16 protein-coding genes and 2 tRNA genes are annotated in these 19,792 nt (G+C 42.7%); all 18 read left to right on the forward strand.

Annotation, left to right across the window (positions count from 1 at the left end; genetic code table 11):
* The first annotated feature begins 64 nt into the window (after window positions 1–64).
* The 18 genes from gmk (at window position 65) to pulA (ending at window position 19,731) form a co-directional block, all read left to right on the forward strand.
* Window positions 65–694 carry a guanylate kinase gene (gmk, locus tag NST80_RS02880; protein ID WP_002884259.1) on the forward strand — a complete coding sequence of 210 codons (630 nt, stop codon included), beginning with the start codon at window positions 65–67 and terminating at the stop codon, window positions 692–694.
* Between the two features lie 20 nt (window positions 695–714).
* Window positions 715–1,029: a DNA-directed RNA polymerase subunit omega gene (gene rpoZ, locus NST80_RS02885; RefSeq protein ID WP_013990232.1), complete on the forward strand. Its 315-nt coding sequence runs from the start codon at window positions 715–717 to the stop codon at window positions 1,027–1,029.
* Window positions 1,030–1,172: 143 nt separating this feature from the next.
* On the forward strand, window positions 1,173–3,569 hold the full coding sequence (locus NST80_RS02890; RefSeq protein ID WP_045772232.1) for a primosomal protein N': 2,397 nt from the start codon (window positions 1,173–1,175) through the stop codon (window positions 3,567–3,569).
* A 17-nt stretch (window positions 3,570–3,586) separates the two neighbouring features.
* Window positions 3,587–4,522 carry a methionyl-tRNA formyltransferase gene (fmt, locus tag NST80_RS02895; RefSeq protein ID WP_045772233.1) on the forward strand — a complete coding sequence of 312 codons (936 nt, stop codon included), beginning with the start codon at window positions 3,587–3,589 and terminating at the stop codon, window positions 4,520–4,522.
* Window positions 4,512–5,834 (forward strand): 16S rRNA (cytosine(967)-C(5))-methyltransferase RsmB, encoded by a 1,323-nt coding sequence (gene rsmB, locus NST80_RS02900; RefSeq protein WP_002886858.1) that lies wholly within the window; start codon window positions 4,512–4,514, stop codon window positions 5,832–5,834. Before fmt ends, rsmB begins: the two co-directional genes overlap by 11 nt.
* A gap of 43 nt (window positions 5,835–5,877) precedes the next feature.
* Window positions 5,878–6,615, forward strand: coding sequence for a Stp1/IreP family PP2C-type Ser/Thr phosphatase (locus tag NST80_RS02905; RefSeq protein ID WP_002886859.1), 738 nt, complete (start codon window positions 5,878–5,880; stop codon window positions 6,613–6,615).
* On the forward strand, window positions 6,615–8,495 hold the full coding sequence (gene pknB / locus NST80_RS02910) for a Stk1 family PASTA domain-containing Ser/Thr kinase (RefSeq protein WP_002886860.1): 1,881 nt from the start codon (window positions 6,615–6,617) through the stop codon (window positions 8,493–8,495). Before NST80_RS02905 ends, pknB begins: the two co-directional genes overlap by 1 nt.
* Before the next feature lie 145 nt (window positions 8,496–8,640).
* The gene (locus tag NST80_RS02915; protein WP_002886861.1) at window positions 8,641–9,399 is read left to right on the forward strand and encodes a potassium channel family protein; all 759 of its coding nucleotides are present in this window, start codon (window positions 8,641–8,643) and stop codon (window positions 9,397–9,399) included.
* Between the two features lie 163 nt (window positions 9,400–9,562).
* A complete protein-coding gene (liaF, locus tag NST80_RS02920; protein WP_002886862.1) occupies window positions 9,563–10,261 on the forward strand; it encodes a cell wall-active antibiotics response protein LiaF in 699 nt (232 codons plus the stop codon).
* The gene (locus NST80_RS02925; protein WP_013990239.1) at window positions 10,258–11,268 is read left to right on the forward strand and encodes a sensor histidine kinase; all 1,011 of its coding nucleotides are present in this window, start codon (window positions 10,258–10,260) and stop codon (window positions 11,266–11,268) included. The genes liaF and NST80_RS02925 overlap by 4 nt, the downstream gene beginning before the upstream one ends.
* The gene (locus NST80_RS02930; protein WP_002884791.1) at window positions 11,258–11,902 is read left to right on the forward strand and encodes a response regulator transcription factor; all 645 of its coding nucleotides are present in this window, start codon (window positions 11,258–11,260) and stop codon (window positions 11,900–11,902) included. The genes NST80_RS02925 and NST80_RS02930 overlap by 11 nt, the downstream gene beginning before the upstream one ends.
* Before the next feature lie 301 nt (window positions 11,903–12,203).
* A tRNA-Gln gene (locus NST80_RS02935) sits at window positions 12,204–12,275 on the forward strand.
* Between the two features lie 29 nt (window positions 12,276–12,304).
* Window positions 12,305–12,376, forward strand: a tRNA-Glu gene (locus NST80_RS02940).
* Between the two features lie 220 nt (window positions 12,377–12,596).
* The gene (gene rimM, locus NST80_RS02945; RefSeq protein ID WP_002884411.1) at window positions 12,597–13,115 is read left to right on the forward strand and encodes a ribosome maturation factor RimM; all 519 of its coding nucleotides are present in this window, start codon (window positions 12,597–12,599) and stop codon (window positions 13,113–13,115) included.
* The gene (trmD, locus tag NST80_RS02950; protein ID WP_002886864.1) at window positions 13,105–13,824 is read left to right on the forward strand and encodes a tRNA (guanosine(37)-N1)-methyltransferase TrmD; all 720 of its coding nucleotides are present in this window, start codon (window positions 13,105–13,107) and stop codon (window positions 13,822–13,824) included. Before rimM ends, trmD begins: the two co-directional genes overlap by 11 nt.
* 1 nt (window position 13,825) lies before the next feature.
* Window positions 13,826–14,824: an NAD(P)/FAD-dependent oxidoreductase gene (locus NST80_RS02955; RefSeq protein ID WP_002886866.1), complete on the forward strand. Its 999-nt coding sequence runs from the start codon at window positions 13,826–13,828 to the stop codon at window positions 14,822–14,824.
* 82 nt (window positions 14,825–14,906) lie between these two features.
* On the forward strand, window positions 14,907–17,321 hold the full coding sequence (locus tag NST80_RS02960) for a DNA translocase FtsK (protein ID WP_014632834.1): 2,415 nt from the start codon (window positions 14,907–14,909) through the stop codon (window positions 17,319–17,321).
* A 214-nt stretch (window positions 17,322–17,535) separates the two neighbouring features.
* Window positions 17,536–19,731 (forward strand): type I pullulanase, encoded by a 2,196-nt coding sequence (gene pulA / locus NST80_RS02965; protein WP_002886868.1) that lies wholly within the window; start codon window positions 17,536–17,538, stop codon window positions 19,729–19,731.
* Window positions 19,732–19,792: the final 61 nt, after the last annotated feature.

Consider the following 19,792-nt stretch of genomic DNA (forward strand, 5'->3'; position numbering starts at 1 on the left):
GATTGCTTTCTCTTTTTTAAGGTGAGTCATAAGAAGATTTTTAATCTTAGTTTAAGGAGAAGACATGTCTGAACGTGGACTTTTGATTGTTTTTTCAGGGCCTTCTGGTGTCGGAAAAGGAACTGTTCGTCAGGAGATTTTTTCAACACCTGACCACAAATTTGAATACTCAGTATCAATGACCACGCGTGCTCAACGTCCTGGTGAAGTTGATGGGAAGGATTATTTCTTCCGTTCGCGTGAGGAATTTGAAGAGCTTATTCGTAATGGTCAAATGTTGGAATATGCTGAATATGTGGGTAACTACTACGGAACACCTTTGACTTATGTTAATGAAACCTTGGATAAAGGTATTGATGTATTCCTTGAAATCGAGGTTCAAGGGGCCCTTCAGGTTAAGAAAAAGGTCCCAGATGCTGTCTTCATCTTTTTGACACCACCAGACTTAAACGAGCTTCAAGAGCGTTTGGTTGGTCGTGGGACAGATTCTGAGGAAGTTATTGCTCAACGAATCGAGCGTGCGCGTGAAGAAATTGCTCTCATGAGCGAATACGATTATGCCATTGTTAATGACGAAGTGCCTTTGGCTGCTGAACGTGTCAAACGTGTTATTGAAGCAGAACACTTCCGTGTTGACCGTGTGATTGGCCGCTATCGTAATATGATTTCAGAAAAGAAATTATCAGATAAATAAATTAGAAATAGGTATAGATTATGATGTTGAAACCCTCTATTGACAAACTTTTGGATAAAGTGCCTTCAAAATATTCATTGGTTATTTTGCAAGCAAAACGTGCCCATGAATTGGCTGCTGGTGCTGAACCAACTCAAGAGTTTACGTCAGTAAAACCAACCCTTCAAGCCCTTGAAGAAATTGAAACTGGTAATGTGACTATTCACCCAGATCCAGAATCTAAACGTGAATTGGCACGTTTGAAAGTTATCCAAGCACGTCTTGCTGCTGAGGAAGAAGAACGTAAAATCAAAGAACAAATCGCTAAAGAAAAAGAAGAAGGCGATAAAATCTAAAATCAAAGTCATGCTTTGGTTTATGAGGAGAGGGGGAGCTGAGGCATAGTGTCTCAGCTTCCTTCTTTATGATGATAATCAAGAGCTCAGCTTTTCTTGAGCTTGAAAGATACTGGTCTTAAGGAAGTGACAGGAGGAAATTTATGGTTTTAGTAGCACAAATTATTGTAGACGTTCCTCTGATGCAGACGGACAGACCTTATAGTTACCTTATCCCTGAAGCTATGCAAGGTCAAATTGCCATTGGTATGCGAGTGCATGTACCTTTCGGTAAAGGAAATCGTCTATTGCAAGGCTTTGTTATTGGTTTAGAAGAGCAGGAGAACTTGAGAGACTTTCCTGAATTAAAACCTATCGCTGAGCTTTTAGATTATGAGCCAGTCCTTAATCAGGATCAACTGGATTTGGCTGATCAGATGCGACATACGGTCTTTTCCTATAAGATTTCCATCTTGAAGTCAATGCTACCTGGTCTCCTTAATTCCCAGTACGATAAGGTTATCATGGCGACTGATAAACTGGATGAAGAGGATAAACAGACTTTTCTTCAGGGGCAGGATCATGTTCTTTTCTCGCAGTTGTCAGAGGAGCAGCGTCAAGCCATTCCTCGTCTGGTCCAGTCTGGGCGTGTAACGGTTGATTACCTTGCTAAGGATAAGCAGAACATTAAGACTGAGAAGCACTATAGTGTTCAAAAGGGCATTCTTGAGACTTTGGCTATTTCGCAACGGGCTAAGAGGCGTTTGGAGATGCAAGACTTCTTGCTCGAGAAGAGCGAGCCAGGGAAGGTGGCAGACCTCCACAAGCTTTTTTCACGAGATGTGGTTAAGTTTTTCATTGAAGCTGGTGCCTTGGTCATCACTGAAGTTGAGGTCAATCGTGCCGACAGCTACTTTGAAAAGGTAGAAAAGACGGATTTTCTTGAGCTTAATGCTCAACAGGCACATGCTGTTGAAGAAATGACGTGCCAAATCGGACAAGGTGGCAAACCTTTCTTATTGGAAGGGGTAACGGGATCAGGTAAGACAGAGGTCTATCTGCATCTTATCGAGAGGACCTTGGCTATGGGGAAAACGGCTATTGTCTTGGTACCAGAGATTTCCCTGACGCCCCAAATGACCAATCGTTTCATTTCACGGTTTGGTGACTTGGTGGCCATCATGCATTCAGGCTTGTCAGACGGTGAGAAATTTGACGAGTGGCGTAAGGTTAGATCTGGCCAGGCCAAGGTTGTGGTAGGAGCACGTTCGGCGATCTTCGCTCCCTTGGACAATATCGGAGCTATCATTATCGATGAGGAACATGAGGCTACTTATAAACAAGAATCCAATCCTCGCTACCATGCTAGAGATGTGGCCTTGCTTAGGGCTAAGAGTCATGGAGCCGTGCTTGTTCTTGGTTCAGCAACACCTTCTATTGAGACTCGGGCGAGAGCTCAGAAAGGGGTTTACCATTTTCTTGAGTTGACTCAGAGGGCTAATCCTAATGCCAAAATTCCTCAGGTGGAAGTGGTGGACTTTAAGGATTTTGTGGGCCGTCAAGAGGCTAGTGATTTTACGCCACCTCTCTTAGAGAAAATCCGAGAACGCTTGGCACGTAAGGAACAAGTCGTGCTAATGTTGAACCGTCGTGGCTATTCCTCTTTTGTCATGTGTCGTGACTGTGGCTATGTGGATGATTGTCCCAACTGTGATATTTCATTGACCTTGCACATGGATACTAAGACCATGAATTGCCACTATTGTGATTTTCAAAAAGCAATACCACATGTCTGTCCTAACTGTCAGAGCCGTCAGATTCGCTATTATGGGACTGGGACACAGAAGGCTTATGACCAATTGACGGAACTTTTGCCAGAAGCCAAAGTGATTCGTATGGATGTTGATACGACACGTAAGAAAGGGGCTCACGAGAAACTCTTGGAGGCCTTTGGAAGTGGTAAGGCCGACATTTTGCTCGGAACCCAGATGATTGCCAAGGGCTTGGATTTTCCAAATGTTACCTTGGTAGGGGTCTTGAATGCAGATACGTCGCTAAATTTACCAGATTTTCGTTCAGCTGAACGTACCTTCCAACTGTTGACTCAGGTGGCTGGTCGTGCTGGTCGTGCTGACAAGGAAGGGGAAGTTATTATTCAAACCTATAATCCTAGTCATTATGCCATTCGATTTGCGCAGCAACAGGATTATGAAGGTTTCTATGCCTATGAGATGGGGATTCGCCGTCAGTTGGCCTATCCGCCCTATTTCTATACGGTAGGAATTACGCTTTCTCACAAGGATGAAGAGTTTGTGGTTCGCAAGAGCTATGAGGTTATGGCTTATTTAAGAGAGCACCTGTCAGACAAGGTGACCTTCCTAGGGCCTACGCCTAAGCCGATTGCCCGAACACATAACCTTTATCATTATCAGATTATTATCAAATACCGTTTTGAGGATAACTTGGAAGAAACGCTTAATAGGGTCCTTGACATGACTCAGGAACCTGAAAACAAGGACCTGCGTTTGATTATTGATCACGAACCTCAGAATTTTACCTAATCTAGAAAAGGAAGAATATGACAAAATTAGTATTTATGGGAACGCCTGCCTTTTCAGCGACAGTGCTGGAAGGACTTTTGACCGATGAGCGTTATGATATTGTCGCTGTGGTGACGCAACCAGACCGTGCTGTCGGCCGTAAAAAAGAAATCCGCATGACACCGGTCAAGGAAGTAGCCTTGGCGCATGACTTGCCAATTTATCAACCTGAAAAATTGTCAGGTTCTGAAGAAATGGCGCAACTTATGTCACTTGGTGCTGATGGTATTGTTACTGCGGCTTATGGACAATTCTTGCCAAGTAAGTTGCTTGATAGCATGGATTTTGCAGTGAATGTCCACGCTTCACTCCTGCCCAAATACCGTGGTGGAGCACCTATTCATTATGCCATTATCAATGGTGATGCAGAAGCAGGTGTGACCATTATGGAAATGGTCAAGGAAATGGATGCTGGTGACATGGTTAGCCAAAAGGCCTTGCCAATTCTTGACGAGGATAATGTTGGTACTATGTTTGAAAAATTGGCAGTCTTGGGTCGTGACCTCTTGCTTGAAACCTTGCCTGCCTATATCGCTGGAAAAATCAAACCTGTTCCTCAAGATGCCAGTCAAGTAACGTTTTCGCCAAATATTAGCCCAGAAGAGGAGCGTCTTGATTGGAATAAGCCGGCTCGTGACATCTTCAATCAAATCCGTGGTATGTACCCATGGCCTGTGGCCCATACCTTGCTTGATGGCAAACGTTTCAAAATTTATGAGGCGGACTTGGCAGAAGGTCAAGGACAGGCTGGTCATATTATTGAAAAAACCAAGAAGAGTTTGGTAGTTGCGACTGGTCAAGGAGCCATTTCGCTTAAGACAGTTCAACCTGCAGGAAAACCTCGTATGGCTATTGCTGATTTCCTTAATGGGGTCGGACGCAATCTTGAAGTAGGTGATGCATTTGGCCAATGATTGGAAAAAAACAGCTCGTGGACAGGCACTTGAAGTCTTAGAAGAAGTCTTTCAGGAAGGGGCTTACTCAAATATTGCTCTCAATGCACATCTGAGCAAGTCACAGCTGACAGATAAGGACAAGGCCTTGGTGACGGAAATTGTCTATGGGACCGTGGCTCGTAAGATTACTTTGGAGTGGATTCTAGCCCATGTTATTGAGGACCGTGATAAGCTTGAACCTTGGGTTTATGACTTATTACTTTTGAGCCTTTATCAGTTGGTCTATTTAGATAAGATTCCAGCCCATGCGGTAGTTAATGATGCCGTTTCTATTGCTAAAAATCGTGGCAATAAAAAGGGTGCTGAGAAGCTGGTAAATGCGGTTCTTCGTAAACTATCTAGCCACCCTTTGCCAGATCCAAGCCAGATTAAACGTGTCAATAAACGCTATTCTGTTCAGTATTCTCTACCTGTATGGTTGGTTAAAAAACTTATCGACCAGTACGGGGAAGACCGTGCCCTTGCTATTTTCCAAAGCCTCTTTGTGAGAAACAAGGCTAGTGTGCGTGTAACGGATGCGTCACGTTTGAAAGAGATAGAGGAGGCTACTGGGGCTGAGCGTTCAGTCCTATCACCAGTCGGGCTTGTTAAGTCTTCAGGTTACTTTGCTGGGACAGATTATTTTAAAGAGGGATTATTGACCATTCAGGATGAGACCAGTCAACTGGTTGCACCAACTTTAGGGATTCTAGGTGAGGAAGAAATCCTGGATGCCTGTGCGGCACCTGGTGGTAAGACGGTACATATGGCCTCTTATTTGACGAGTGGACATGTGACGGCGCTTGACCTCTATGATCATAAGCTTGCCCTTATCGAAGAAAATGCCCAACGTCTTGGCCTAGCTGATAAGGTTAAGACACAGAAACTGGATGCTAGTCAGGTACATCAAGTCTTTCCGGCTGATAGTTTTGACAAGATTTTAGTGGATGCTCCTTGTTCAGGGATTGGACTCATTCGTCGGAAACCCGACATCAAATATAACAAGGACCTCCAAGACTTTGAGTCCCTTAAGGCTGTGCAGTTGGATATCCTATCCAGCGTTTGTCAAACCCTACGAAAAGGTGGTATAATAACATATAGTACTTGCACCATCATAGCAGAAGAAAATCAAGAGGTGATTCAAGCCTTTCTTGAGAGCCATCCTGATTTTGAGCAAGTTGCCTTAGACCATCCATGTAAAGACATCGTGGTCAATGGCTGTTTGGCAATTACCCCCGAACAGTATCTAACTGATGGTTTTTTCATCGCACAGTTGCGTAAAAAAGCTTAGGGTTACAGAGGAGGAAATGCTGACGCAAGTCAGAAAGAAAACTATGGAAATATCATTATTAACGGACATTGGCCAAAAACGGTCAAACAACCAAGATTTTGTTAATAAATTTGTCAACCAAGCTGGTGTTACCCTTGTCGTTGTTGCAGATGGAATGGGTGGACACCGTGCTGGAAATATTGCCAGTGAGATGTCAGTGACTGACCTTGGTCGTGACTGGATTAACACTGATTTTCGTGAGTTGAGTCAAATTCGTGATTGGATGATTGCTGCCATTGATGCAGAAAATCGTAAAATCTATGAACTTGGCCAAAACGAAGAATATAAGGGAATGGGAACAACTATTGAGGTTCTTGCCTTTGTTGATAACGCTGTGATTTTTGCTCATGTTGGGGATTCACGTATTGCCCTTATCCGTAATGGTGAGTATAAGCAATTGACGAATGACCACTCTTTGGTCAATGCTCTGATTAAGGCTGGTCAATTGACAAAAGAGGAAGCAGCTGTTCATCCACAACGTAATATTATTACACAATCTGTAGGGCAGGCCGCTCCAATTGAAGCTGATCTTGGTGTCCAACAATTGGAACCAGGAGACTATATTCTGGCTAATTCAGACGGCCTAACTAACATGATTTCAACCGAACAGATTGTTCATATTGTTAACAGTCCTGGTTTCCTTGAAGAAAAAACCAGTCGTCTAGTAGCCGCTGCTAATGAGGCAGGTGGTCTTGACAATATTACCGTTGCCCTCGTTAAAGTAGAAAGTGAGGAAGGATAATGATCCAAGTTGGCAAATTGTTTGCTGGACGTTATCGAATCCTTAAAGCTATCGGACGTGGTGGTATGGCGGATGTTTATCTGGCTAATGACCTGATCTTGGATAATGAGAAAGTGGCCATTAAGGTGCTTCGTACTAATTATCAAACCGATCAGGTAGCTGTGGCACGTTTCCAGCGTGAAGCACGTGCCATGGCAGAACTCAGTCATCCCAATATCGTTGCAATCCGAGACATTGGCGAAGAAGACGGCCAGCAGTTCTTGGTGATGGAGTACGTGGATGGTTCGGACTTGAAGAAATATATTCAAGACCATGCACCACTTTCTAACCAAGATGTTGTGCGTATTATGGGAGAGATTCTTTCTGCCATGACTCTTGCCCATCAAAAGGGTATTATCCACCGTGACCTTAAGCCACAAAACGTTCTTTTAACTAAGGACGGTAGGGCCAAAGTTACAGACTTCGGGATTGCGGTTGCCTTTGCAGAGACTAGTTTGACTCAAACCAATTCTATGTTGGGTTCTGTCCACTACCTCTCACCAGAGCAGGCGCGTGGATCTAAAGCAACTATCCAAAGTGATATCTATGCTATGGGTATCATGCTCTTTGAAATGTTGACAGGGCGTATTCCATATGATGGTGATAGTGCAGTTACCATCGCTCTTCAGCATTTCCAAAAACCATTACCATCAATCTTGGCTGAGAATCATAATGTTCCTCAGGCATTGGAAAATGTGGTTATTCGAGCGACAGCTAAAAAGCTTGAAAATCGTTATAACAGTACTTTGGAAATGAGCCGAGATTTAGTAACTAGCTTATATCCTAGCCATAGCCGTGATGCGAAGGTAGTCTTTGATGACATGACGGATACTAAGACTTTGCCTAAGGTTACTCCAGTTCCGTCAGTAAGCTCTGAGAAAAAGGCAACTGCCAAGTCATCAGAGTCAAAACAAGCTGTAAGTAAGCAACCAAGGAAAAATTCAACACTAGCTAAGAATAAAAAGAAGAAAAAAAAGAAAAGCTTTTTCTCGACATCACTCAAGGTATTCCTGGGGTTGGTCTTTATCGGGATTATCATTTTTGCCTATTTGGTATTTACCAACCCTGATAGTACTCAGGTGCCTAACGTGGTCGGTCAAGAGTTGTCCACAGCTCAGACTAAAATTGAGGGTGCTGGATTTAAGGTAGGTGAAGTTAAGGAAGTGGAAGATGACTCTGTCGATACAGGCAAGGTCGTAAAGACTGATCCTACAGCTGGAACCACACGAAAAGAAGGATCAAGCATTGATATCTATGTTTCTTCTGGTAGTAAAGGTTTCGCTTTGAAAGACTACAAAGGTAAAAATTATAAGGATGCCATTGAGGATTTAACTTCGAATTATGGCGTTTCTGAGGACCAAATTGATATTCAGCATGTCGAAGACGACAGTGCTGAAGAGGGAGAAATCCTATCTCAAAGTCCAGGTAAAAACAAGTCTTTCAATCCTAAGGATAGTAAGGCCAAGATTAAGTTCCGTGTGGCAACTCCTAAGACAGTTACCATGCCTGATGTGACTGGTTTGACGGTTTCAACAGCGGTTCAAACCTTGAATCGTAAGAGTATCTCAAGTAGTAGCATCGAGTATCATGACTATAATACTGGTGCTAAGTTAGACAAGGATAAGGTTCCTAGCAGTACAGAGGTCCTTTATCAAGATCCACAAGCTGGTACAAGTGTTGATGGTACAGTGATTCTCTATGTTTCGGTTGCAACAGCAAGTTCAAGCCTACAGTCAAGCTCAAGCAGTACGACACATTCGTCATCGACGAGCTCAAGTACTGAAAGCACAAGCTCTAGTACTGAAACACCGACAGAGGCTACTCACACAGACCAACAATAGTTTTTAATAATTGAGACATAATAAAGAGAGGTTCTTCAATCTCTCTTTTTTCTTATCTAGAGTTCTTGTCAATAGCTTAAAAGGCCTGCTTGCCAGGGGTCAGAGATTCTTTTATAATGAAGACATCACATATAGGAGAGACGCTATGAGAAACCGTAGAAAACTGAGAAGGTATATCATTACCTACGATATCGTCATGACGGTCCTGGCCCTGATTTCCATAGGTTTGGTTATCTTTGATTTAGTTGGCTTAATTTCAATTGGAAGGCGACCTTTCAGAGTGATAGATCAGTCTATAACGCTCATCTTTGCCATTGATTATGCGATTCGTTTCTCCCTGGCACCTCGTAAGCGAATTTTTGTTAAAACGCATGTATTAGACTTGTTGGCTATTATTCCCTACAATGAAGTCTTTACTTTCCTCCGTTTTTCAAGGGTGGGACGCTTTGCCAGATTGGCCAAACTCTCACGCTTAATTGGTTTGAGTAGCAAGCTCAAGCACATTTCCAATCGCATTAATCGCAGAAATGGCTTTTATTTTCTACTTTCGGTTAATAGTATTATCATCCTTATCAGTAGTGCCGTTATTGCCCGAGTAGAGCACCATAATTTTATTGATGCTATTTGGTGGTCTGTAGCAACGGTTACTACGGTAGGTTATGGCGATATCGTTCCTCGAACATTGGTAGGTAAGGCCGTTGCGGTCGTCCTTATGTTTAGTGGGATTGCCACTCTGGGGTTGTTAACAAGCTCTCTCAATAATATTTTTGTGCGGTCAGGTCGTCAGACTGAAAGAAAATTGGCTGAGATTGAGAAGGAGTTGGCAGAGCAGCGTGTCATACTGGAGGAAATCAGAAGTACGGTGCAACTCATAAATAGCAAAATGGACGAAACTGACGATTAAGATTTTTGAATGAAAGACGGTGTTTCCTTTAATGGAGGCACTTTTTTTGCTTTCTGCGGCTCCTTTTCTATCTTGCTTAGTCGGTGCTCAAACTGGGTCCTTTTGTCAATTGCCTTAAAATTTGATAGAATGAAGCCTGTATACTTTTATTTGAGAGGTCCTTATGACCAAATTTAATTTTTTCTTAGTGGTGGAAGCCCTGCTTTTGACTCTGGGTCTGATCACCATCTTTAATAATGATATTACCAGTTTTATTTTCATTCTGGTCTTGACCTTGTTGGCCGTTCGCTTTTTTAACAAGGAGTCCAAGAGTGACTTTGTCTTGACCATCAGTTTGATCTCACTTTTTCTGGTTTCCATGTGGAATATCTATGTGGTACTTGCTATCCTAGTGGGTGTGGCCTATGTCATGATAAACCATTTCTCACAGGTTAAGAAAAAGAATCGCTATGCCCTCATTCAATTCAAAGAAGATAATTTGAATCCTCGGGCTGTCCGAAATCAGTGGATTGGGACTCGTATGGAACCTGTCAGTGATCGTTATGACTTTGATGATATCAATATCATCCGTTTCTTTGGGACAGATGTGATTGATTTGACTCAGGTTATTGTTTCGGGGCGAGATAATGTCGTGATTTTGCAGAAACTGTATGGACCGACGACTATCTTGGTACCAATTGATGTTTCCGTTAAACTCAACATATCGGCAATCTATAGCTCTGTCACCTTCTTTAATGAAGATGAATACGACCTCCGTTATGAAAGCTTGACCTTGCAGGGGGCGGAGTATGAGCATGCTCATCGGACGGTTAAATTGATTCTCAATGTGGGAGCTGGACCAGTGGAGGTACGTCGCAAATGAAGAAACAGTACCTATTTTTAATCCTGATTTACTCGGTTGTTGTTTTGGTTGGAGTTACTCTTGTAGTGATGGATAGCTTTAACCTCAACTTTTCACTGGTTTTCGGCAATCTGTCTCAGGCCTTCCACTTCCTTTTTAACATGGTTTTTGTGGTTCTGAGTTTGCTCATTTTGCTTTATATTCTTTGGGCCATTGCCAATGATAACAGTATGCGTTCAGTCAATCAGGATTTGCGCCGCATTATCAATAATCAACCAGTCAAACGTCAGGGAGATATTGAGTTAGACAAGAATATGATGCGCTTGTCTCATAAGATGCGTAAATTGACTAAGGATTTGCAGAAAACTGAGAATGCCCAAGCTCTACAAAGTCGTGATATTATCAAGAAGGAGAGAGGTCGTATTGCTCGGGACCTTCACGATACCGTTAGTCAGGAACTTTTTGCGGCTAGTATGATCTTATCTGGTGTATCTCAGATGGCGGATCAGCTAAGTAAGGAAGATTTGCATAATCAAATCCAGGCGGTTGAGGCTATGCTGACGGACGCTCAAAATGATATGCGTGTCTTGCTTTTGCATCTTCGCCCGACAGAGCTTGAGAACAAGACCTTGCAAGAAGGCTTGCAGATGATCCTTAAGGAATTAACCGATAAATCCAATATCCATGTCGTCTACAAGGATATGGTTAAGAAAGTGCCCAAGCGTATTGAAAATAATCTCTTTAGGATTGCCCAAGAGTTTATCTCTAATACCCTTAAACACGCCAAGGCTAGCCAGATAGAGGTTTATCTCTATCAAAATAGTCAGGAAATTCAATTGAAAATGTTGGATAATGGTGTTGGTTATGATTTAAATGCGTCGACTGACGAGATGAGTTATGGCCTGAAAAATATCCAAGAGCGAGTCGATGAAATGGCAGGAACTGTGCAGTTCCTATCTGCTAAAGGTAAGGGGACGTCTATTGATGTCCGTGTGCCGATATTAAGAGGAGAAGACAATGTCGAATAAGATTAATGTGATTTTGGTCGATGACCATGAGATGGTCCGTTTGGGCCTTAAGAGTTTCTTGAATCTCCAAGGAGATGTAGAAGTAGTTGGGGAGGCAGGGAATGGTCGAGAGGGTGTCGATCTTGCCTTGGAACTGCGTCCGGATGTCGTCGTTATGGACCTTGTTATGCCTGAATTGGATGGTGTTCAAGCGACTTTGGAATTGCTCAAAGAATGGCCTGAAGCCAAGATTTTGGTTTTGACTAGCTATTTGGACAATGAAAAAATTTATCCAGTCATTGAAGCTGGTGCTAAAGGCTATATGCTTAAAACCAGCAGTGCGGCAGAGATTCTTAATAGTATCCGTAAGGTTTACCGTGGTGAAGAAGCTATCGAAACTGAGGTGGACAATAAGATTAAATACCATGATAGCCATCCGGACCTACACGATGACTTGACGGCACGTGAACGTGATATCTTGGCCCTTTTGGCTAAGGGGTATGACAATCAAACTATTGCTAATGAGCTATTTATTTCATTGAAAACCGTTAAAACTCACGTGTCTAATATCCTTGGAAAACTCAATGTTGATGACCGTACTCAGGCAGTCGTTTATGCCTTTAGACATCATTTGGTTTCGCAGGATGATGAATAAAGCTATCAACTAAGCTTGTTATCTAGGGGCTAGAGAGGGTTCTCATAACTCTTAACCTTAACTCGGATTTTGCGAGTCAAATTCTTTGACTTTATTTCTAGCAAAACATATAATTAAACCATCCTAAAACTTTTCTTTTTTCATATGAGGTTGAAGCGACCTCATATCATCTATCTAAGTTCGCTTAGATGATGAAATCTCCTAACTCCTAGCAATCGGTATTTCCGGTTGCTTTTTTTGAAAAAAGTTTAAAAAAGTGTTGACAGCCTACTAGTTTTTCTGTAGAATAATAAGAGTCTTTTGGGGTATAGCCAAGCGGTAAGGCAAGGGACTTTGACTCCCTCATGCGTTGGTTCGAATCCAGCTACCCCAGTTCTACCTGAGGGTAGAGACACAGATTATGGTCCGTTGGTCAAGGGGTTAAGACACCGCCTTTTCACGGCGGTAACACGGGTTCGAATCCCGTACGGACTATAAGTACCAGCTAGAGAAAGCTGGTTTTTTTGTGTCCTTTTTGATAAAATAGAGGGGTTGACTGGCCTAGGTCAGACATTTTATACCACTTTAAAATCATAAATAACGAGACCACGACCCGAAGAAAAACCTTTGTTTTGTGATGGTTATCAGATGATGATAAGCCCTTGGTCGAGTCGTGGTTTTATTTGAATAAGAAAACAGATAATAAGGAAATGCAATGACATACTATAACGTTGGAAAGATTGTAAATACACAGGGCTTGCAGGGCGAACTTCGTGTTTTGTCTGTAACAGATTTTGCGGATGAACGTTTTAAGAAGAAGAGTGTCCTAGCCCTTTTTGATGACAAAGATAATTACATCATGGATGTCGAGATTGCGAGTCACCGTAAGCATAAGAACTTTGATATCGTTAAGTTTAAAGGGCTTTACCATATCAATGATGTAGAGAAGTATAAAGGCTGCAGTCTTAAGATTGCTGAGGAAAATCTAACAGACCTTGATGACGGGGAATTTTACTATCATGAGATCATTGGCCTTGATGTTTATGAAGGTGATACTTTGATTGGTCAGGTCAAAGAGATTCTCCAACCGGGTGCTAATGATGTTTGGGTAGTAAAACGTAAAGGCAAGAAAGATTTGCTCTTGCCATATATCCCACCTGTAGTTCTTGATGTTGATGTTGCGGCTGGTCGTATTGAGGTTGAGCTCATGGAAGGATTAGACGATGAAGATTGATATCTTGACCCTATTTCCAGATATGTTTGCTCCCTTAGAGCATTCCATTGTTGGTAAGGCAAAGGATAAGGGGCTTCTAGAAATCAACTATCACAATTTTCGTGAAAATGCGGAAAAGGCTCGTCATGTAGATGACGAACCATACGGTGGCGGACAAGGCATGTTGCTTCGTGCCCAGCCAATTTTTGATACCTTTGACAAGCTAAACGTCACTAAGCCTCGTGTTATTCTCTTAGATCCTGCGGGGCGTACCTTTGATCAGGCCTATGCAGAAGAATTGGCGCAAGAAGAGGAACTGGTCTTTATCTGTGGCCATTATGAGGGCTATGATGAGCGCATCAAAACTTTGGTGACAGACGAGATTTCCTTGGGAGACTTTGTCCTGACTGGGGGAGAGCTGGCTGCTATGACTATTGTAGATGCCACTGTCCGTTTGATTCCTGAGGTTTTAGGTAAGGAAGCTAGTCATAAGGATGATAGTTTCTCATCAGGGCTTTTGGAATTTCCACAGTACACTCGCCCAGCTGAGTTTCGTGGCATGAAGGTGCCAGATGTGCTCTTGTCAGGTCACCATGTCAATATTCGACGTTGGCGTATGGAACAGAGTTTGCGTAAGACCTGGGAGCGTCGACCAGATCTTTTGGAAAACTATGATTTTACGGATGAAGAACGTCAGATTTTAGAAGAGATAAAAGCAGAAGGAAAATAAAATGTCAGAAGAAAAGATTTATGATATTACCATTATTGGTGGTGGACCAGTAGGACTTTGGGCTGCCTTTTATGCCGGTCTACGTGGCATGACTGTTAATATTATTGAGAGTCTGTCAGAACTTGGTGGACAGCCTGCCATTCTCTACCCTGAGAAGAAAATCTACGATATCCCAGCCTTTCCTCAAACAACAGGTGCGGAATTGACAGAAAACCTCTTGACTCAGCTTAAGCGTTTTGAAGATCGTGTCAGCATTCATTTGAAAGAGGAAGTTCAAACCTTTGAAAAGACCGATGGCATCTTCACAATTACTACTAGCAAGGGTCAACACTTGTCTAAGGCTATCGTCATTGCCTGTGGAAATGGTGCCTTCGCCCCACGTCCTTTAGGTGTGGACAATGAAGAAGATTATGCGGATAATAACTTGTTCTATAATGTGCATAGCCTGGACCAATTTGCTGGCAAGAAGGTTGTGATTGCTGGTGGTGGCGATTCAGCTGTTGACTGGGCCAATCACTTGGATGGTATTGCTGAGAGCGTGACCTTGATTCACCGCCGTGATGCCTTTCGTGCCCATGAGCATAGTGTAGAGCTTCTTCATCAATCATCAGTTAATGTGATGACGCCTTATGTACCCCTTGAAATCAAGGGTGAAAATGGTCTTGCCCAAAGTTTGACCGTTCAAAAAGTGAAGTCAGACGAGGTTGTGGAATTGCCACTTGATGCCCTTATTGTTAGCTTTGGCTTCTCAACCAACAATAAAAACCTTCGTAACTGGAATGTTGACTTCAAACGCTCTAGCGTTACGGTCAATGCTCAGTTTGAAACTTCACAAGAGGGTGTTTATGCTATTGGTGATGCAGCAGAATATGAAGGTAAGATTGACTTGATTGCTGTGGGAATGGGTGAAGCCCCTATCGCTATCAACCAAGCCATCCAATATATTGATCCAGACGGTAAGAATCGTCCGGTTCACTCAACATCATTAATTGAAGAATAATGTCAAAAGAAGACTTTGTCTTCAAACTAAGGAGAGACTTGTCTCTCTTTTTTCATGTCTAAAAACGTGGTATAATACACCTATGGCTACAACGAAAAAAACGAAAAAAGGGGCGGCTTCTAAGAATGGTAAGAAGCGTCTTACAAAAGCAGAATTAGACAGACAGAAGGCGATTAAGCGAATGCTATGGACCTTCTTTTTTGCCTTTGTCTTAATTTTCCCAGTCTTTCGATTGGGGTTCTTTGGGGTTACCCTCTATAATATCTTTCGAGTATTTGTGGGGAGTATGGCTTACCCTTTAATTTTTGCTATCTATGTTTATCTCTTTGGCTTTAAATGGTTACGTAAACACAGTAACTATGTCACAGGATTTTGGATGGTCTTTGCGGGGCTCTTGTTGGAGTTTCACGCCTATCTCTTTAGTCTAGATCGTATGAGCGGTCTGGATATTTTCCCTGGTACCAAGGACTTGCTTTTTGGGGAACTTGTGAGTGTGCAAGTCGCTCGTTTTGCGGGTGGTGGTATGTTGGGGGCTCTTCTGTACCAACCGATTTCCTTCCTCTTTTCAAATATCGGTAGCTTCATGATTGGGGTATTGATTATTCTCTTGGGTGCTTTCATTCTTAGCCCTTGGGATGTCTTGGATATCATGGAGTATGCTAAGGAAGCTTGGCAGAAAGGGGCTGAGAAGCGTTTGGAACGGACGGCTCAACGTCAGGAGAAGAAGGCAGAACGTCAGGCTCAGAAAGAACGTGAAGCAGAAGAACGTGCCGAGGCCGAGCGTCTGGCTGATTTAACTGTCGACGAGGAGACGGGAGAAATCTTAGATGATGCCGCAGAGGCCTTGCCACAAGAAGCTGAGATTTTTGCATCTGAACCTGAAATCAGTGATTATGCCTCTGAGGATTACTATGATAATCTGCCTCCAGAGGATTATGAGGATTTCCAAGAAGATTATGCACCTTATCCAGAGGATGTGCCAACCGAGGAGTTTCCGCCATCTATGGTGGTTGAGGGAGATGATGCTCCTGTCGAGGTTGATTTCACGCCTAAGGAACTCCTGCAGTATAAATTACCTCATATAGATCTCTTTGCACCTGATAAGCCTAAGAGTCAATCTAAAGAGAAGAACATCGTTCGTAAGAATATTCGAATCTTAGAAGATACCTTCAAGAGTTTCAATATTGATGTCAAGGTTGAGCGGGCTGAAATTGGACCGTCAGTGACCAAGTATGAGGTCAAGCCTGCTGTTGGGGTTCGTGTTAACCGCATTTCAAATCTAGCGGATGACTTGGCTCTAGCTCTAGCTGCGAAAGATGTCCGTATCGAGGCACCTATTCCTGGAAAATCTTTGGTTGGTATCGAAGTGCCTAACTCAGAGATTGCGACGGTTTCTTTCCGAGAACTTTGGGAACAGTCCAAGACGGACCCTAATAAGCTCTTGGAAGTTCCTCTCGGTAAGGCAGTTGACGGTTCGGCTCGTAGCTTTGATTTGGGTCGGATGCCTCACTTACTAGTCGCTGGATCTACGGGTTCTGGTAAATCGGTTGCGGTTAACGGTATTATCTCTAGTATTCTTATGAAGGCTCGTCCTGATCAGGTGAAGTTCCTCATGGTAGATCCTAAGATGGTTGAACTTTCGGTTTACAATGATATTCCTCATCTCCTTATCCCTGTGGTGACTAACCCACGTAAGGCCGCTAAGGCTCTTCAAAAAGTGGTAGATGAGATGGAAAATCGTTACGAACTCTTTAGTAAGTTTGGTGTGCGTAACATTGCTGGCTACAATGCCAAGGTGGAAGACTGGAACGCTCAGTCGCAAGAAAAACAGATTCCCTTGCCATTAATTGTGGTTATTGTTGATGAGTTGGCTGACTTGATGATGGTAGCCAGTAAGGAAGTGGAAGATGCCATCATTCGTTTGGGACAAAAAGCGCGTGCTGCGGGAATTCACATGATTCTCGCCACTCAACGTCCGTCGGTTGATGTTATCTCCGGTTTGATTAAGGCCAATGTGCCATCTCGTGTGGCCTTTGCGGTGTCTTCGGGAACAGATAGTCGTACCATTTTAGATGAAAATGGGGCAGAAAAGCTACTCGGACGTGGGGATATGCTTTTCAAACCGATTGATGAAAACCACCCTGTTCGTCTACAAGGTTCCTTCATCTCTGATGATGACGTGGAACGTATTGTGACCTTTATCAAGGATCAGGCTTCAGCTGACTATGATGAGAGCTTTGATCCTGGTGAAGTTTCTGAAAATGATTTTGGTGGAGCTTCCTCTGCCAATGGTGGTAGCTCAGAAGGTGACCCACTCTTTGAAGAGGCCAAGGCTTTGGTCCTTGAAACACAAAAAGCAAGTGCTTCCATGATTCAACGTCGTCTGTCGGTTGGTTTCAACCGTGCTACTCGTTTGATGGAAGAGTTGGAAGAAGCAGGTGTTATCGGACCAGCTGAAGGTACCAAACCACGTAAGGTTTTGATGACTCAAGAATAATAATCTGGAAAGAGTCTTAAGCCTGGTTTTTAAAGGAATTAAAATAGACAAAAGAAATGAGAAAAATGAGTGTTTTGCCATTTATTTTCTCATTCTTTTTTTATGTTCAAAATAGACCAAAAAACTGCAAAATATTCCATAAGAACGCTTACAAAACGAACGTTTTTTGCTATAATAAGAGAAAAAGTGAGTAATAAAAACTAAGGAGTAAAAAATGGACAATTTATTAACCGTTCATTTTCATAGTATGCATGGCGACTATTCCAGATACAGTATGTGGAAGTGGCTAGATGGTTATTGGGGCGAAGAAGCCCATTTTTCACGTGAAGATGATTTTGGTCTTGTTGGTCAGGTTACTTCTCCCTCCAATCGTTTTATTGAATCTGTCAATCTTTTGGTAAAAACGGAAGACTGGTCGAGGCAAACACATGATTATCGCGTTCGACGTTTCCTAGGGGATGCTCCAAATGCTATTTGGATAGTTGAAGGTGATCCAACGGTTTATTATTCTAAACAGGCAGCCTTGACTAGCCATAGTTTTGAAGGTCGCGACCAGCATGCCTTTGATGTGGCTCTTCGTAGACAGGAATTTGATCAGAAGTGGGGCTTTCAAGGTTGGTTAGGTCATAAGTATGAAAAAGGGGCTACAGAGTTTCGCCTTTGGTCACCTCTAGCTCGTCGTGTACAGCTCTTACTTTTTAAAAAGGGCAGTAAAAAACCTAAGATCATTAAGATGAGCCGAGGAACCAGTGTCAATAAGGACCGTCATGAGATGAATACTCACGGTGTTTGGAGTACCACTGTCAAAAAGGATTTGGATGGGGTAGCCTACCAGTTTCGTGTGTATCATGAGGAAAGCTTCTATCAGGATACGAGAGATCCTTATAGTATCGCCCTTAGCTTAGATAATAAAAAAAGTTTGGTGGTCAATCCACAGCGACTTGTCCCAAGAGGGTATGAAAAGGTTACCAAGCAAAAAGCGAGCTGGCGTAAGGCAAATGCTTGCTCATCCGTTATCTGTGAAATGCACCTACGTGACTTCTCGATTTTAGAGACGTCTGGGGTTAAGAAGTCCTATAGAGGAACCTATCTAGGTGCCTGTCAGAAAGGAACTAAAAATGCCCATGGAGATGTGACTGGTTTTGATTACCTCAAACGTATGGGTTACAACTATGTCCAACTGCAACCAGTCTTTGATCACCATAAAACCTATGATAAAGATGGTAAGCTTCTCTACAACTGGGGCTATGATCCTGAGAATTACAATGTTCCGGACCGTCAGTTTGCTGCTGATCAGAAGAATCCTGTGGCACCGATTTTAGAGCTTAAGAGAATGATTCAGGCCTACCATGAGGCAGGAATTGGGGTCATCATGGATGTGGTATATAACCATACTTACTCTTCTTATAGCTCTCCGTTCCAACTATCTGTGCCGGCTTATTACTACCGTATGCATGACAATGGGTCTTTCCAAGATGGATCAGGCTGTGGAAATGAAACAGCCAGTGAAAAGGAAATGTACCGTAAGTATATGATTGATTCTTTGACCTATTGGGCAGAAGAATTTGGAGTGGATGGTTTCCGCTTTGACCTCATGGGCTTACATGATGTCGAAACGATGAAAGCCGTTCGTTCGGCTATGGATGATATTGATCCTAGGATTCTTCTTTATGGTGAAGGATGGGATATGGGAATTGGACTTCCTGTAGACCAAAAGGCCAAGAAGGATAATGCAGCCTTGATGCCTAGAATCGGATTTTTCAATGACAATGCGCGTGATGCGGTCAAGGGAGCAGAGGTCTATGGGCACATCAGTAATGGCTATGTGTCTGGAGCTCCATTGGAAGATCAGATTGCCAAGAGTCTGCTTGGTAGCCGTGGTTTTGTAAACTACCTCATGCCTGGTCAGGTCCTCAACTATATCGAAGCGCATGACAACTACAATTTGAATGATTTGATGCACCATTTGCATCCACATGATTCGCCAGAGGATATTGAAAAACGTATCTACTTGGCTAATGCCCTCAATCTGACTATGCAGGGGATGTGTTTCATGCAATTGGGACAAGAATTCCAGCGTAGTAAGATGGTTGCAACAGGTGAAGATGGAAATTACACGGAAGCGGATGTTAAGCGTGCCATGAATAGCTACAATGCCCCTGATGCTGTTAATCAGGTGGATTGGAATCAAGTGACTCTTAAGAAAGACTTGGTTGCTAAAGTTGCCAAATTAATTGAGCGTAAGCAAACCGTACAAGAATTTTCATATCGTTCATATGCAGATATTTACGATAATCTCTATGTCGCAAAAGCTGAGTATGATTCAGGTATTGTTGAATTACATATTTCTGGAAAATTACGTAAGACTTTTGTGTTCGATAATATGAAAAAAGATTTGGAGATTTACTGACAAGAATGTCAAAAAATGTTATAATACAGTAAACGCTTACATAAGTGGTTTTGTTTACTTG

Origin of the sequence: Streptococcus sp. FSL K6-1323 (assembly GCF_038630745.1) — a bacterium.
GTDB classification, from domain to species: domain Bacteria; phylum Bacillota; class Bacilli; order Lactobacillales; family Streptococcaceae; genus Streptococcus; species Streptococcus salivarius_D.

Bases quoted from the DNA above. Each gene is read 5' to 3' on its own strand.
- gmk (WP_002884259.1), top strand. From the start codon at position 65: ATGTCTGAACGTGGACTTTTGATTGTTTTTTCAGGGCCTTCTGGTGTC.
- rpoZ (WP_013990232.1), top strand. From the start codon at position 715: ATGATGTTGAAACCCTCTATTGACAAACTTTTGGATAAAGTGCCTTCA.
- NST80_RS02890 (WP_045772232.1), top strand. From the start codon at position 1,173: ATGGTTTTAGTAGCACAAATTATTGTAGACGTTCCTCTGATGCAGACG.
- fmt (WP_045772233.1), top strand. From the start codon at position 3,587: ATGACAAAATTAGTATTTATGGGAACGCCTGCCTTTTCAGCGACAGTG.
- NST80_RS02905 (WP_002886859.1), top strand. From the start codon at position 5,878: ATGGAAATATCATTATTAACGGACATTGGCCAAAAACGGTCAAACAAC.
- pknB (WP_002886860.1), top strand. From the start codon at position 6,615: ATGATCCAAGTTGGCAAATTGTTTGCTGGACGTTATCGAATCCTTAAA.
- NST80_RS02915 (WP_002886861.1), top strand. From the start codon at position 8,641: ATGAGAAACCGTAGAAAACTGAGAAGGTATATCATTACCTACGATATC.
- liaF (WP_002886862.1), top strand. From the start codon at position 9,563: ATGACCAAATTTAATTTTTTCTTAGTGGTGGAAGCCCTGCTTTTGACT.
- NST80_RS02925 (WP_013990239.1), top strand. From the start codon at position 10,258: ATGAAGAAACAGTACCTATTTTTAATCCTGATTTACTCGGTTGTTGTT.
- NST80_RS02930 (WP_002884791.1), top strand. From the start codon at position 11,258: ATGTCGAATAAGATTAATGTGATTTTGGTCGATGACCATGAGATGGTC.
- rimM (WP_002884411.1), top strand. From the start codon at position 12,597: ATGACATACTATAACGTTGGAAAGATTGTAAATACACAGGGCTTGCAG.
- trmD (WP_002886864.1), top strand. From the start codon at position 13,105: ATGAAGATTGATATCTTGACCCTATTTCCAGATATGTTTGCTCCCTTA.
- NST80_RS02955 (WP_002886866.1), top strand. From the start codon at position 13,826: ATGTCAGAAGAAAAGATTTATGATATTACCATTATTGGTGGTGGACCA.
- NST80_RS02960 (WP_014632834.1), top strand. From the start codon at position 14,907: ATGGCTACAACGAAAAAAACGAAAAAAGGGGCGGCTTCTAAGAATGGT.
- pulA (WP_002886868.1), top strand. From the start codon at position 17,536: ATGGACAATTTATTAACCGTTCATTTTCATAGTATGCATGGCGACTAT.